The sequence below is a fragment of the Microcoleus sp. CAWBG640 genome, from assembly GCF_020883015.1.
Classification (GTDB): Bacteria; Cyanobacteriota; Cyanobacteriia; order Cyanobacteriales; family Microcoleaceae; genus Microcoleus; species Microcoleus anatoxicus.
The window spans coordinates 1-16,274 of sequence record NZ_JAHRFC010000042.1; the positions used below are offsets into that span (position 1 = coordinate 1).

Consider the following 16,274-nt stretch of genomic DNA (forward strand, 5'->3'; position numbering starts at 1 on the left):
TTCCGTTGGGACCGAGATTGGCCTGGTGCTTTTCAATTGCTGGCGGGAATTTGGGAAGCAATTTTTGTGTTATTTTTACTCAAAATTGTCGGTTTACCGGGCATACCTCCGCAGGATTTGGAATTGGGTGCTTTTGGTTTGCACTACAGTTTTGTCTGGCTAGCGATTTATTTGGCTTCCCAAACATTAATGCGGATTTTGTTTCCCTACTGGCGTTTTCGTGGCGGCCAGTGGCTGTGACTATCTAGGAACACGGGCAACTGCTATATTTGCACAAAACTCCTAAAATTTGCCACAATATGATAGAGAGCTACCTAATTTTATAATCACTAATGATCGCCATAGAAACAGAACGAACAGAACGCAACTGGAAACCCGTTATTCAAGAATTTGAGGCTATACTGGGCAAAAACGGCGTTGTCAAGCGCCGGGAAGAATTGCTGGTTTATGAGTGCGACGGACTCGCTAGCTACCGCCAGCGACCGGCCTTGGCGGTATTGCCGCGAACTACGGAGGAAGTGGCAAAGGTGGTCAAAATATGCGATCGCCACTCAATTCCCTGGGTAGCCAGAGGTGCTGGTACGGGGCTTTCTGGCGGTGCTTTACCAGTCGAAAACTGCGTGTTAATTGTCACCGCGCTGATGCGAAAAATCCTGAAAGTAGACTTAGAAAATCAGCAAGTAGTCGTACAACCAGGAGTAATTAATAACTGGGTAACTCAAGCAGTGAGCGGTGCCGGTTTCTACTATGCACCAGACCCTTCTAGTCAAATAGTTTGCTCCGTTGGCGGCAACGTTGCCGAAAATTCCGGTGGCGTTCATTGCCTCAAATACGGAGTCACAACTAATCACGTTTTAGGATTAAAATTGGTACTCCCCGATGGTTCCATTGTGGATGTGGGCGGCGAAATTCCTGAGATGCCCGGTTATGATTTAACTGGTGTATTTGTCGGTTCCGAAGGCACTTTGGGTATAGCCACAGAAGTTACTTTGAGAATTCTGAAAGCCCCGGAATCTATTTGCGTTCTTCTGGCTGATTTTTCCAGTATTGAAGCCGCGGGAGAATCGGTTTCAGATATTATCAGCGCTGGGATTATTCCGGGTGGTATGGAAATCATGGATAACATCAGCATCAATGCTGTAGAAGATGTTGTAGCTACAGGCTGCTACCCCCGTGACGCGGCGGCAATTTTGTTAGTAGAAATCGATGGTTTAGAGGTAGAAGTTGCAGCAAATAAACAGCGAATTACTGATATTTGCAAGCAGAATGGAGCGCGGGAAATCACCACAGCCCATGACCCAGAAACCCGGATAAAAATTTGGAAAGGACGGAAAGCTGCCTTTGCCGCCGCAGGTCATTTGAGTCCTGATTATTATGTACAAGATGGTGTAATTCCCCGCACACAAATGGCATTTGTTCTCAAGGAAATTGAGGGTTTAAGTGAAAAATACGGCTACCGGATTGCGAATGTTTTTCATGCGGGAGATGGGAATTTACACCCGCTGATTCTGTACGATAATTCCGTGGAAGGAGCGCTGGAAAAGGTGGAGGAATTGGGCGGAGAAATTCTGAAACTTTGTGTGAAAGTCGGAGGTAGTCTTTCGGGAGAACACGGTATTGGTGCTGATAAAAAGTGTTTTATGCCGGATATGTTTTCGGAGGTAGATTTGGAGACAATGCAGTGGGTACGCGAGGTGTTTAATCCGAAGGGTTTGGCGAATCCGGGAAAGATGTTTCCCACTCCTAAAAGTTGCGGAGAGGCGGCGAGGGCTAAGGTGGAAACTGTGAAGAATTTGGATGGTGTTGAGGTGTTTTAATATCAAATCCGTTGACATCGGAATTATTATTTCTCTCTTCTCTTTCTCTGTGTCCTCTGTGTCCTCTGTGGTTTAATAATTCCGATACAACCGGAATTAATATAAGTTGTGATTCCTGCTATTTGTAGTGAGGACTTTCGTCCTCTCTCTCGGTGTTGAATTACTCAGGACTAAACTCCTGAGTAAAAACCACTTTGACCATCGTAATTGTTTTTGGTCTTGCTTGATTTATTGTTTAATGGGAATGCTGATAATAAAGGTTGTTCCTTTCCCTAACTCGGAAATACAATCTAATTCTCCTTGGTGTTTTTCTACTACTATTTGATGGCTAATTGACAAACCCATGCCCGTGCCTTTCCCAATGGGTTTTGTAGTAAAAAAGCTATCAAATATGTGCTGTTTGACTTCTTCGCTCATTCCTGGGCCACTGTCGGTAATGGTGATTTCTGCAAAATTGGGTGCAGGGAAGCGATCGCCAACGGTATCCCTCAATTTTGTGCTAATCTTAATCTGGCTGGGATTGCCTCGGCTTTCTGCTAATCCTCGCTGTTGATTCCAATCATCTAATGCATCGATCGCATTACTGAGAATATTCATGAATACTTGGTTGATTGGTCCCGAAAAACATTCGACAGCGGGTAAATCTCCGTATTCTTTGATGATTTGAATCGGTGGTATTTCTCCTTTTCCTTTCAAGCGGTGATTGAGAATTAACAGCGTGCTGTCAATTCCTTCATGAAGATTAATCGGTTTCATTTCTGAATTGTCGTTTCGCGAGAAGTTTCGCAGGGATTGGACAATTTGGGAAATGCGCTCAACTCCCACATTCATGGAAGATAGTATTTGCGGTAAGTCTTCAGCTATAAAATCAAGTTCAATCGCCTCTGCTTCTGCTTGAATTTCTGCTGCGGGTTCGGGATATTGCTGCTGGTAAAGTTCGAGAATGTGTAGCAAGTCTTGAGTATAGTTATTCAGATGACCGAGATTGCATGAAATGAAGCTGATGGGGTTATTTATTTCGTGGGCGACACCAGCAATGAGCAATCCCAAACTCGACATTTTTTCGCTTTGTACTAATTGGGTGTGAGTTTCTTTTAGTTCCTGAAGTGCGGCGGCTAATTTAGTAGCTTGTTCTCTACTTTGTGCTTCAGAAATATGCAAATTTTCTTCGACTTTTTTGCGTTCTGTGATGTCTCTTTGCACACCAATAAAATGAGTTAGTTTCCCAGTGCGATCGCGCACTGGAGATATGGACAAAGCATTCCAAAAAGCCGTTCCATCTTTCCGATAATTTTTTAAAATTACTTGACATTCACTTTGGGTTTGTAAGGCTTGGCGAATTATTTCTAAGGCTGCTGGATCGGTATCAATTCCCTGCAAAAAACGGCAGTTTTTGCCCAGGATTTCCTGCCGTTGATAGCCTGTGATGCTTTCAAATGCGGGATTGCAATATACTATTGGATGTTCGGGTTTAGTCGCGTCAGAAATCACAATGCCGGTGCTAGTAGCCGCCATAGCCCGATCGTACAACCAGAGGATTTCTTGTGTGCGTTTGCGATCGGTAATATCCCGCAACGTAGCCAAATAAGCCATTTCCCCTTCCCATTCCGTTTCCACCACCCGCATTTCTACCACAGCATTTTCTTTGTCCTTGCGAATAGCTTTCACTTCTGTCTGCACGACACGCATTCCTGTGCGATCTGTATTTCCAACTTGGGGAATAATATCTGCCTCCATCTCAATATCGCACGCAGAACCTTCTACTACCAAAACACCAAAAAACTCTTTCCCTAAAAGTTCCTCCGCCTTGCAGTTAAACAGTGCTTCTGCTGATGGGTTGACAAAGGCAACAAGTCCTCGTTTATTGACAATTGCCATGCCATCTGCATTTTTTTCGATCGCATTCCTAAACCTAGATTCACTAGCTTTTAAATCTTGCTTTAATTGTTCCATTGCTTTTTCCATCTGCTGCAACTCGCACAAATTAAAACTATAAGCTTCTGACATTTGACTAGATACTGAAGTATTTCCTACACTTTTTGAAAGTAAATATTGGGAAGTCAAGTCGCTATTTTTAGGTACTGTGTTTGATAAAATGGCAACGTTATTGCTTGGATTTCCTTGTTCTATATCTTTAGAAAACATCTTTAATACCTCTCATTTTTTAAACTAAATTAAGCTTTTGACATTGCTTGCTGCTCAATATTCTTGATAAGTACAACAATGTAACATAGATGCTAACACACGGATTCGAGTAATCATCTAAAATTATTATTAAATAAAATTAAGGTGAAATTTTAACTTTGACGGTGTGCTCATTATCTATCATCACTCATTAGCTATTTTCCAGACTATTCAAAAAACTACTCAACATAAATTAATATAGTTTTATGAAGATCTTATGAAGATAAGTAGAAAGATGAGCAAGCTCAGCTTTACAAGATAAAAATAAAAAATAATCAGAAATTGGTAATGATTAAATTCTAGCGATGCAGCCAAAGTTGATCTAGAATGTAACCTGTCTATTTTTGCGATCGCAACTTCAAACCAATGGCACGTCTAGCACTTCTGAGCGTCTCCAACAAAACCGGGCTAATTGAGTTAGCACGGACTTTAGTAGCAGAATTTGAATTTGACATAATCAGCAGCGGCGGAACAGCAGCGGCTCTCAAAGCAGCAGGAATCCCCGTCACCAAAGTTGCAGAATATACCGGTTCTCCCGAAATTTTGGGAGGGCGAGTCAAAACCCTCCACCCACGCATCCACGGCGGTATTTTAGCACGTAGGGATGTATCAGAAGACCTCACAGATTTAACCGAAAATCAGATTCGCCCCATTGATTTAGTGGTTGTCAATCTGTATCCATTTGAACAGACAATTGCCAAGGATGGAGTTACCCTAGCAGAGGCCATTGAGCAGATAGATATCGGCGGACCAGCCATGCTGAGAGCATCGGCAAAAAACCACGCTCATCTCACAGTTTTGTGCAATCCAGACCAGTACAATACTTATTTAGAAGAACTGCGCCAAAACGGAGGCGCAGCTTCCTTAGAATTTAGGCAAAAATGCGCCCTAGAAACCTTTAAACATACAGCCAACTACGACAGCGCGATCGCCGCTTATTTCAGCAGTCAATCCCCTGAAAATTCCTCGCCAATCACCGAGTTTAATGTTTCAGGAAAAGAGCTGCAAACTCTGCGCTATGGCGAAAATCCCCACCAAGCCGCAAGCTGGTATCAAAGCGGAATTACACCCACAGGCTGGACTACTAGCACTATCCTACAAGGTAAAGAATTAAGCTACAATAACCTAGTAGATTTAGAAGCAGCAAGGAGACTAATTGTCGAATTTCCCAACAGTCCAGCGGCGGCCATTCTCAAACATACAAATCCCTGTGGTACAGCCTTGGGAACCACTATTTCTGAAGCTTATCAAAAAGCATTTGACACGGATTCAGTATCGGCTTTTGGTGGCATTGTGGCACTAAATCGCCCGATAGATGCAGCTACAGCCACAGCATTAACTCAGACATTTTTAGAATGTGTTGTCGCTCCTGGATGCGAACCGGAAGCCGAAGAAATTATCAAGAAAAAGGCAAAAGTGCGAGTGTTAATTTTGCCAGACTTGACCCAAGGACCTCCGCAAACTGTTAAAATAATTGCTGGTGGTTTGCTGGTGCAAGACTCCGATAATGTAGTAGAAAATACGAGTAAATGGCGCGTAGTTACTGAGAAACAGCCGACAGCACCAGAGTTAGCAGAATTGCTGTTTGCTTGGAAAGTCGCCAAACACGTTAAATCAAATGCGATCGTGGTGACGCGAAATTGCACGACAATCGGTGTTGGTGCGGGACAAATGAATCGTGTCGGTTCGGTGAAACTAGCTTTAGAACAAGCGGGAGAACAAGCTAAAGGAGCAGTTTTAGCTAGCGATGGTTTCTTCCCCTTCGATGATTCGGTAAAAACGGCGGCGGCTGCGGGAATAAGTGCGATCGTCCAACCGGGAGGAAGTATGCGCGATCGAGATTCGATCGACTGCGCCAACCAACTCGGAATCACAATGGTTTTCACCGACGTGCGCCACTTTTTGCATTAATATGGCAACCTCCAAGGCTGTTAAGACGCCAGTGATATCAATTTCGGTTGTATCGGAATGATTTAACCGCGAAGGCGCGTTCCCCGCAGGGGTTCCCGTAGGGTAGGACGCGAAGGAAGAGAAGAGAGGATTTTATATGATATCAATTTCAGTACCACCGGAATTGATATCAATCATTCTCTCTCTTCTTTCCCATCCTCTGTGCTCTCTGCGTCCTCTGTGGTTCCTTCCATCTTTCCCCCATCCACATCAACTTTGGATGAGTGACGTTGCGAGGCAGCTTTTTGCAACATTTTCAACTTTTCTGGGTCAGCATTCGATCGCCAAAACAAGCTATGACCCTTAATTTTTACACAATTTTCCTCCAAACACTTCTGCCATTCCTGATGCTTCTGAACTAAGCAACTATCCAGAATGCCTAATTTTTGTTCTTGGCGAGTCAGTTTATCGAACTTGGCGTAATGGGGATAATTAGGAGTGACAAAGGCTTCTTTTCTCACTAAAATAGGCGGGTTAGATAAATTATAAAATTTCTGATATTTTACCGAAAGGTCGCGTAAATCTATGTGCATGACAGTGTGCAATGCGGGATGGGGATTAGCATCAAAATCCGGATAAAATAAATAGGAAATCTGAGGTTTGTCAGCGTAAAATTTGATAATTGTAGCACCGTCCAACCGACCAATGGTACGGTTAGCTAAGCCTTCATAAAGTCGCAATAAAGGGTCTAGTTCTGCTAATGCAGAGACGTGAACTGAAAGGGAACCTGGTTGTTTGTAGCCGATCGCACTATCTTCGCAACAATCACCAATAATCTCACTTTTCCCCAAACTATATAGCATTAAATCTGCCAAAATGCAAGCTTTTTGATAATTATCAAATAAACCTTTGATGTCGTTACGAATTTGAGCGGGGAGTTGACGAAGAGAAGGTCGATCGCCCAAACCGTTGAGAGCGAGATATACTAACAAATCCTGGCGGCGTTTGTCGGCGATTGTCTCCCAATCATCCGCATCCGTAGCTTGCAAAATCACCCTCCAAGCCCGATTAAAACTGTGAAATTCCCCCTTAATCGCCGCTTCTGAAGCTAATTCGCCTTTGACGGGAAGGCGGCCGCGATCGCTCACAAAAGCCATCAAAGGAGCCAGAATATCGGCGTAATCTTCAAAACGCTTCACTTGCGATCGCACTCTAGGTGTCAATAAGTGCGATCGAAACCGAGAAGCCCGAAAACCTTCACCTGTAGCAACATCCCGAAACACAAAATAAATCCCCAAAGCCACAGGAATTGCATCAACATTCAAAACTTGATCGATATAAATTTTCAACTCTTCCTGTTCATAATACTTCTGAAAAGTATTGCGAGAAGTAATCACCCCATCCCCATAAGCAATTTGACCTCTATCCGTATCATCAATTAATACCTGAGCCGCCACCACCAATATTTTTTTAGTCAATTCCCAAGCATTCAGCAAAGCTTCTCGCCGTTCCCCCAAAGACTCAATGACATTAATTACATAACCAATATTCACAATATCTGCCTGAACTAGCACAGTATCTGGTTGATAATAAGGGTCCCATCCCGAAGCAGCATAACCTTCTTCAGTAATATGTTTAATATCCCCACCGTAACCACAACCATAATCAAAAAAAGTATCGCCATCAATAAATAAATCAGATTCTAAAACCAAACGCACAGGTTTAGAAAGAGAATTTCGCAGCATCGCAGCCTTGTGTCGCTCAATCTTCGGCATTGATAACTGACTATTCTCCTCTTTCTCACGTTCAACCACAGCATGATCTTGAATTTTCACACCGCAATAGCCCAAATATTTCAGCCAACCTTCGCGAGTTCCAATAACGCTAGTATTGTCAAGGAGTCCCCATTTTTCTTCGGATTTAGTCAGTTGAGCAAACTTCTGATAATGGGGATAATCCGCCGTCACAAAAGTTTCTTTACGGTGCAAAACTGGTGGATTTTCACTAGCGCTGTAGTCCATACATTTAACTTCTCCGGTTTCCAGATTAATTTGGATACTTTTTTGTAAAGCCGGGTGAGCATCCGTATCAAAATCTGGGTAAAAAAGATAAGAAATTTTCGGTTGACGAAGCTGAAATTTAATTACAGTTGCTTCATCAATAATATTTGGGAGATTTTGTCGGGCACATTTTTCATAAATTCTCACAACAGGATGGAGTGCTGCTAAAGCCGAAACATGAACATAAAAAGCCGTGGGTAATTTTTTCCCAACTGGGCTTTTCTGACAACAGCGAGTCACTTCTTCCACCAGAAACTCCACCCCAACTCCCTCGTTACCCAGAATCACCTGATTTTCTTGATTACCAGGCTCTACCTGCTCTTGATGCAGCAACAATTCCCGATAAAAAGCCATGAGAGGTAGAGGTGTCAGTAATTCGGGATTATTTTCTAAGGGTGCGATCGGGGAAATAATGTTGAGTTCGGATTCATAAGTCATAGCTAAAATTAATGCCATTGCTTAATTTTGAGCCTATTGTATACCAACTTCATCAAATTTCTGGATAAATTAGAGTTTGAGATAGAGTTTGAGAAGCTTTAAATTTCATCTCCTTTTAACATGATACTTTCTATAAATTGCTGAACTCGTAATAAGTAATTTGACAAACTCCCTAGGATGTTATCAATACCATCATTTTTTTCCCATTTGACATTTGGTTGCTGAGATTGAAAACTGCGAGCATGAAGCTCTAATTGTGCTGCTAAATCAGACATCAAGGTAACTCCCACATTGGCAGAACTTCCTTTAATACGGTGAGCTTGATATTCCACAACCTGCCAATCTTTAGCTAGGACGGCATTTTGGGCAGACTCTAAATCTACTTTTACATTTTCCACAAATGATTGCAAAATTCGCTGAGGCAATTTAATATTAACTCGTCCAAGTTGCTCCAATCTTTGCTTGTCAAACAGTCCGTCACAGTCTCCATGTTCCCAAGTTTGAATTGCGATTTGCTGTTCTGGCGATACAGCAGAAACTAGCTGTTTTGGCAATGGGTTGGTAAATATTGTGGTTGAATTATCGTTGTTTTTGCGATCGATATTGTTATTTTTCGAGAGATTTGTTTCTACTTCATAAGTGTTGATAGCAGCCGCTAAAGCAGCCAAATCTACTGGTTTGCTGAGGTAATCATCCATGCCGATCGCCAGACACTTTTCTCGTTCTCCCGGCATGGCATGAGCAGTTAAAGCAATCACAAAAGTGTGTCGATCGCCCTTTTCTTGTTCCCGCAATTTTTGGGTTGTTTCATAACCATCCAGTATGGGCATTTGACAATCCATCAGTACCAAATCGTAGCTGTTAGCAGCCAGCAACTCCAGTGCTTCTTTCCCATTACTAGCGCAGTCAGCCTGATAGCCTAAAACCGCCAATTGTGCAACAATAACTTGTTGGTTTATCTGGTGGTCTTCCGCTAGCAAAATCTTGAGAGATGAGGGGGAATTAGTGGAAGTAAAAAATTGAGAATTCACCACAGGCAAATCGCAACTATTAGTTGCAAAAGTGCTCCCAAATTCTCCTCTACCATTCACTGCCCACAGCAGAGCCGGCAGCAGCAGAGAAGCCCTGACAGGCTTAATTAAATAGCCGCTAAAACCTCGATCGCAAAGCGCTTCAGCTTTGGGTTGTTCGCCCAAAGATGCGATCGCGATTAACGGTCCAATTGCCGAGAGCGATCGCACTTGGGCAACAAATTCCTCCGCCTCCAAATCCGGCATTTGTAAATCTACAAGCACCACATCGCAACAGTTTTCTCCCGCTTCCGACTGCGAAGACATCCGGCTATTGGCACTTTTTAACCAAGTCAAAGCAGCAGCAGCAGTTTCTGCTTCATCGCAGCGAGCTCCCCAAGTTTGAGCAAAGGCTCGTACTGCGGCTCTCATCAAAGCGCTTCCAGAGACTACTAACAGCTTTTTACCAACAAGTTCAGGATGAGTTGGCTCTGCTTGCAACTGTTTTTCCAAAGGTATAGAAAACCAAAAAGTCGAACCACTACCGATGGAACTCCGCACCCCCATTTCACCTTCCATCCTATCCACTAACTGCTTGCAAATAGCCAAACCCAAACCCGTGCCACCATATTGTCTAGCCGCCGAACTGTCTACTTGAGAAAAAGATTGAAACAGCTTTGTCTGCCCTTCTGGCGAAATTCCAATGCCAGTATCCCGCACTGAAAATAATAATTTATCTCCTTGCCGATGATCTTTATTTTGTTTATCGCGTTTAACGTTTACATAAATTAAAATTTGACCGCGATCGGTGAATTTAATTGCATTTCCGGTCAAATTAAGCAATATTTGCTTCAATCGGCTAGAGTCTCCCACCAATTTTCTAGGTACTGAACTTTCAACTACAATATTGAATTCAATACCTTTTTCCTCGACTAAAGATGCCACCATTTCTATCACGGATTCCAGGCAGTTATCCAAATCGAAATTTTCTTTTGCCAACCGCATTTCTCCCGCTTCTATTTTAGAGAAGTCGAGGATGTCATTAATTACCATCAGCAAATGTTCTGCACTGTGGTAAATAGTTTGAGCGCGCTCTCGCTGTTTTGGTTCCAGGGGATCGCGTACCAACAATTCAGCCATCCCCAAAACTCCATTCATGGGAGTGCGAATTTCATGACTCATATTTGCCAAGAATTGCGACTTAATCAAGCTGGCTTTCAGAGCAGTTTCTCGCGCTTCCACCAACTCATTAATCTTGTCAGCAACCATCACCATTCCCCCGACTTTGCCATCGGCATTATACCAAGGGTGGGCGGCCCAACGCAGGATTAAAATAGAGCCATCGGCTCGTTCCCAAGCATCTTCGCTACGAGAAACTATTTCGCCTGTTAGCACTTGTTGATACAACATTTTCCACCCATCGGGGATATCGGGAAACAAGTTGTAATGGCTTAATGTACTCAGGGATGGTAAGTTTAAATTAAATTGAGTCAGCCATCTGTCAGAGTGAGCTAAATAGCGCATTTCTGTATCGAACATCGCCATTGCTACAGGCACGCAAGTAATAATTTGTCTCAGTTGCTGCCGTTCTCTTTCTAGAGCATCTTCTGCGTTTTTGCGATCGGTAATGTCGCTAATCATGCCAGCCATCCGCACTGCTTTTCCTTGGGAATTCCGTTGAGCTTTTCCTTGGGAAGTGCAGTAACGGTAAGCACCGTTGGAGTGCAGCAGGCGAAATTGTACGTTATAGTCTATTTCTGCTTCCAAGTGAGCTTCGATCGCCTGGATAATATCTTCTTTGTCTTCCGGGTGAAGTCGCGTGTATAGAGCTTCCATGGTATGACCAAATTGCGATCGCCCCAAACCGATCATCTCCAAAAGGCGATCGTTCCAATAAACTTCATTTTTAGTTAAATCCCAATCCCAAATTCCATCGTTAACTCCATCTAAAACTAACCTGTAGCGTTCTTCACTTTCCTTGAGTTTTTGATTGCTATGAAACGCATGAGATTCGGCGCGATAAACCCGAAGCGCATTGTACAAACTGTGGGATAAACTATCTGAAGACAGCTTGCCTTTAACGATATAATCAGAAGCTCCTGCCTTCATCAATTTCACAGCAATTTGTTCATCACCTTGACCTGTAAGCACAATTAAGGGAACTTTGAAACCCACTACCCTAATATCTTCTACCAACGTCAGTGCGTCTCCATCTGGCAATCGGTAGTCGAGGAATACACAGTCAAATTTACAGTCAAATATCTGATTGGAAAACAGGGAATTTTCTGTATTCTCAACCTCCATCTGGTTTTGAGATTGCTCCTGTTTAGAGAGTCTGGCAGCCGCGATATCATTTTGGTCGATCGATAATTTTTCTAGGGCTGAGGCGCAATTTTCTGCTTCCGAAATTTCCACCACAATCCCGGCAGATTTGAGCGATCGCCTCACTTTCATCCGATCGACTTCATCGTCATCAACTATCAGAATTTTGATCCCTGTTTTCATAGCAACTCCATTGTGGATTACTCAGAAATGACTGCCTGGTAAATAATAATTTAAAATGTCAATCTAAAATATAAAATTTATATAGCAGTTATCAAGAAAATGAAGTATGCCCTAGGCTTTAGGCACTAGCTCCTAGAGCACCTAATGTTACTGAGAAATGGTATGTTTTTTCATTAATTTATTTATGGTATCTCGTTTAACATCCAGTATTTGTTCAGCGTAGACATAACATCCACAAAATTAGAAAAAGTGACTGGTTTAAGAATATAACCAGCCACATTTAAATTATAAGCTTCTACCTTATCTCTATCTTCATTGGAAGTTGTGAGTACGATCACAGGAATCGACCTCAATTTTGTATCGAGTCGCAATTCTCGCAAAAATTCAATCCCGTTCATTCTCGGCATATTCAAGTCTAACAAAATCAATCGGCGGGCTTGAGGCATTACAGGATCTATTTTAGCTTGTCCGCGCAAAATAGCAAGAGCCTCTAATCCATTCCCAGCTATATAAAGAGGGTTAGGGATGTTATTTTTTTTGAAGGCACGGCGGACATTCATCACATCAACCTCATCATCTTCAACCAAGAGAATATTAATTTTTTTTTCCATAAATCAGCCTTTTTATAGTTTTTTTGTGTGCAGTATGTGCGAGAGATGAATTTAATTGTACCCTGTGCTTTCTGTATTGTGTCGCGCGGTAGGCCAGAATCCGTGCGATCGAAATCAAATCATGGGTCAGTCCCCGATCGCATCTATCGGCGGGTGTAATCTGCCAAATGGATGATTCATATCAACTGCTATCGGAAACGAGCTCGTAAGTGATTAGGCGCAGATGATGTAAAATCTAAAACTCATCTAAATTATTCATCGCCATGTCAGCCGATCGCAAACTCTACGAAGGCAAAGCCAAAATCCTCTATTCCACCGAAGACAGCGAAATTTTGCTGACTTACTTCAAAGACGACGCCACAGCCTTTAACGCCCAGAAACGGGGTAGCATCATCGGCAAAGGCGAAATCAACAATGCCATATCCGCCCACCTGTTTCGGATGCTAGAAGCCAAAGGCATTCCCACCCACTTCATCGACACGCCAGCCCCCAACCAGATGCGAGTTTGCCGCGTCCAAATCTTACCCTTAGAAGTCGTAGTCAGAAACATCGCGGCCGGTAGTCTGTGCAAACAAACAGGATTGGCGATCGGCACAATTGTCAATCCCCCATTAGTAGAGTTTTATTACAAAAACGACGATTTGGGAGACCCGCTGCTGACACGGGACAGACTGCTGCTGATGCAGCTAGCCAGCCCAGAACAAGTAGACCAACTCGATCGCGCCGCCAGAGAAATCAACGAAATTCTCAAAGAATTTTTCAGCCAGTGTGGCATCACCCTGGTAGACTTCAAACTGGAATTCGGTATAGACCAACATCAAAACCTGATCCTTGCCGACGAAATCAGTCCCGATACTTGCCGACTTTGGGACAACGCAGAAACCGATCCCGATGCCCGTGTGATGGACAAAGACCGATTCCGGCGCGACTTGGGTTCAGTGGAAAGCGCTTACCAGCAAGTTCTCCAGCGGGTTCTGGCTCAGAAAGTCTAGAGGCCTTGGCAATGCGCTAAAATTGCACAGTTTGTCATCTTTCTTCCATGTCAGCAATCAACAGTCAACAGTCATCAGTTAGTGGGAGGCCTGCAAATTCAACCGACTCAATGACGAAGGACTAATGACGAAGGACTAATGACTGATGACTAATGTGGTGTGTGGATTCCAAACAAGTGAACAAAAATGCGTTTATCTGCTGTATTGGTGGCAGTTTTAACTGTCTCAGCAACATTCGGACTCTCAAATTCTGCTTCCGGCCAAACATCCTACTCTGAATCTACAGAGAAAATATCGGCCGCCATTCCTCCCGTGGAGGCGATCGAATCGCCCGATCGAAACCAGGGAGAATTAACAGAAAATCCTCCTCAAAACCGGGCTGTGGCCAAAGCCACTAAAATAGAAGCCCTCAAAATAGTGGCGGCCGCCCCTGGGAGGGGAGAAAACGACCACGAACCCCCAAACCGACTCACAGAACCGTCGCCCCCCATGGCGACTCCCAGCTTAGACCCCAAAGCCGATGGAGAATCCAATCCCGGACTCCCATCTAGCAGCCAAAATCAAGGGGCAGAGGCGAAACAGGAACCCAACCAACTCCCCCCCTCGCAAGCAGCGGTTTCGCAAGCCTCAGTCGCAGTAGACCAGGTGAAACCAGAGAAATCGGGGGGGATAGAAAACGCCCAAATTCCAGCTAGACCAGCCCCGGCCAGACCGACCCAGACCAGGCCAGCCCCAGCCACACCAGAACCTAACAGAATTCCTGCTTTGCCCCCCGGCGCACCCCAGCCAAGACCAACCCCTGCGCCCACAGGGCCAGCCCAGCCCCAGGTGCTAGTGGCAGAAGTGCTCGTCAGCGGGGTGACTGGAGACCTGCAAAGCGAGATTTACCGAGTCATCACCACTCAACCGGGACGGACGACCAACCGTACCCAACTGCAACAAGACATCAACGCTATTTTTGCCACAGGCTTTTTCAAAAATGTGCGTGCAGTACCGGAAGACACCCCTTTGGGCGTGCGAGTGACCTTCATCGTCCAGGCGAATCCAGTGCTGCGAGGAGTCACCATCGTCGGTCAGCAAGTGCTCCCCCAAAGCATTGTGGACGAAAGCTTCCGGGATCAGTACGGCAAGACTCTCAACCTCCGCCGCTTTGAGGAGGGAGTCAAAAAAATTAATACCTGGTATCAAGACAATGGCTTTGTTTTGGGCCAAATTACCGAAGCACCCCAAGTCGCAGATGACGGGACAGTCACGCTGCAAGTGGCAGAAGGTCAGATCGAATCCATTGATGTTCGCTTCCTCAACAAGGAAGGAGAAGCCACGGATGCGACTGGTCAGCCCATTGGTGGGAATACCCGCCGCTATGTGATTACCCGCGAAGTAGAACAAAAACCTGGAGATATATTCAACCGCACCAAGGCGGAAAGGGATTTGAGAAGGGTGTTTGGTTTGGGGATTTTTGAAGACGTCCGGCTGGCTTTGGAACCGGGAACGGCTGACCCCCGTAAGGCAAGGGTAATTGTCAATGTGATTGAGAAAAATACTGGTTCTCTCGCCGCGGGTGCGGGTTTGAGTTCCGCTACGGGTTTGTTCGGTACGGTGAGTTACCAGCAGCAAAATTTGGGCGGTAGGAACCAGAAGTTGGGGGCGGAGGTACAAATCGGGGAACGTCAAAATCTGTTTGATGTGAGTTTTACAGACCCCTGGATTGCTGGCGATCCTTATCGGACTTCTTACACGATTAATGTGTTTAGAAGACGATCGATCAGCGTGATTTTTGACGGTGGAGACCAGGAAGTGTATCTACCCAATGGCGATCGACCCCGGATTAATCGCACCGGTGCCGCCATCAACTTTACCCGTCCCCTGTCGCGGAATCCTTTTGCCGACTCTGAATGGACGGCTTCTGTGGGCTTGCAGTACCAGCGGATTGCCATTACCGATCGCAAAGGCCGACGGGAATCGAAGGACGAACTAGGCAATCTGTTGAGTTTTAGCAATACCGGTTCCGATGACTTGACAACATTGCAAGCAGGTGTGGTGCGCGATCGACGTAACGACCCCCTGCGCCCCACCAGCGGTTCCCTGCTCAGATTTGGGGTAGAACAGTCAATTCCTGTCGGTTCCGGCAGCATCCTGCTCAACCGCCTGCGAGCCAGTTACAGCTTTTACCTCCCAGTCAAGTACACCAACTTTACCCCAGGCCCTCAAACCTTGGCATTTAGTTTTAAAGCCGGCACCATCTTCGGAGATTTGCCTCCCTACGAAGCCTTTGCCTTGGGCGGCGCTAACTCTGTCCGGGGATACAACGAAGGGGACATGGGGGCTGGTCGCAGTTTCCTAGAAGCCAGTGTTGAGTACCGTTTCCCGATTATTTCGTTCATCGGTGGTGCCCTATTTATTGACGCGGGTACAGACTTGGGAACGGGTAAAGATGTCCCCGGCGATCCGGCTGGTATCAGGAGAAAACCCGGTAGTGGCTATGGCTACGGCCTCGGCGTGCGGATTCAATCTCCGTTAGGTCCGATCCGGATCGATTACGGTATCAATGACAGTGGTGACAATCAAATTCACTTTGGGATTGGGGAAAGATTCTAATTAGTCATTAGTCAGTAGTCATTAGTCAGTAGTCATTAGTTTAACTGGTTCCCCGGCTCTGCCTGGGAACCGATGTCTAGAGGCTCTGCCTCGCGTTGCTAAGGGAAAATGGAGGCAGAGCCGACCGATCGGCGTTACCAGGCAGAGCCTGGTAACGAGTAGAATGCCA

Annotated in this window: 8 protein-coding genes and 1 pseudogene; 5 read left to right on the forward strand and 4 right to left on the reverse strand. The window is 44.9% G+C overall.

Annotated features, from left to right (window positions below; genetic code table 11):
• Both AAFP11_RS19535 and glcD read left to right on the forward strand, forming a co-directional pair.
• Positions 1-240: pseudogene (locus AAFP11_RS19535) on the forward strand (hypothetical protein); the annotation flags it as partial.
• A gap of 92 nt (positions 241-332) precedes the next feature.
• Positions 333-1,817 (forward strand): glycolate oxidase subunit GlcD, encoded by a 1,485-nt coding sequence (gene glcD / locus AAFP11_RS19540; protein WP_341738559.1) that lies wholly within the window; start codon positions 333-335, stop codon positions 1,815-1,817.
• A gap of 228 nt (positions 1,818-2,045) precedes the next feature.
• Here the strand turns inward: glcD and AAFP11_RS19545 are convergent, their stop codons facing one another.
• Positions 2,046-3,962: a PAS domain S-box protein gene (locus AAFP11_RS19545; protein WP_341738560.1), complete on the reverse strand. Its 1,917-nt coding sequence runs from the start codon at positions 3,960-3,962 to the stop codon at positions 2,046-2,048.
• Between the two features lie 405 nt (positions 3,963-4,367).
• Between AAFP11_RS19545 and purH the strand changes: the two genes are divergently transcribed.
• Entirely contained in the window at positions 4,368-5,912 is a 1,545-nt protein-coding gene (gene purH, locus AAFP11_RS19550; RefSeq protein ID WP_341738561.1) for a bifunctional phosphoribosylaminoimidazolecarboxamide formyltransferase/IMP cyclohydrolase, read from the forward strand.
• A gap of 173 nt (positions 5,913-6,085) precedes the next feature.
• On the opposite strand, the gene AAFP11_RS19555 is transcribed toward purH, so the two are convergent.
• The 3 genes from AAFP11_RS19555 to AAFP11_RS19565 all read right to left on the reverse strand — a co-directional run bounded on the left by AAFP11_RS19555 (position 6,086) and on the right by AAFP11_RS19565 (position 12,515).
• Complete coding sequence (locus AAFP11_RS19555) at positions 6,086-8,407, reverse strand: DNA phosphorothioation-associated putative methyltransferase (protein WP_341738562.1); 2,322 nt, start codon at positions 8,405-8,407, stop codon at positions 6,086-6,088.
• Between the two features lie 80 nt (positions 8,408-8,487).
• Positions 8,488-11,904, reverse strand: coding sequence for a response regulator (locus AAFP11_RS19560; protein ID WP_341738563.1), 3,417 nt, complete (start codon positions 11,902-11,904; stop codon positions 8,488-8,490).
• A gap of 182 nt (positions 11,905-12,086) precedes the next feature.
• Positions 12,087-12,515, reverse strand: coding sequence for a response regulator (locus AAFP11_RS19565; RefSeq protein ID WP_341738564.1), 429 nt, complete (start codon positions 12,513-12,515; stop codon positions 12,087-12,089).
• A gap of 263 nt (positions 12,516-12,778) precedes the next feature.
• Between AAFP11_RS19565 and purC the strand changes: the two genes are divergently transcribed.
• A complete protein-coding gene (gene purC, locus AAFP11_RS19570; protein ID WP_340518404.1) occupies positions 12,779-13,507 on the forward strand; it encodes a phosphoribosylaminoimidazolesuccinocarboxamide synthase in 729 nt (242 codons plus the stop codon).
• A gap of 186 nt (positions 13,508-13,693) precedes the next feature.
• Positions 13,694-16,105: a BamA/TamA family outer membrane protein gene (locus tag AAFP11_RS19575; RefSeq protein WP_341738565.1), complete on the forward strand. Its 2,412-nt coding sequence runs from the start codon at positions 13,694-13,696 to the stop codon at positions 16,103-16,105.
• Positions 16,106-16,274: the final 169 nt, after the last annotated feature.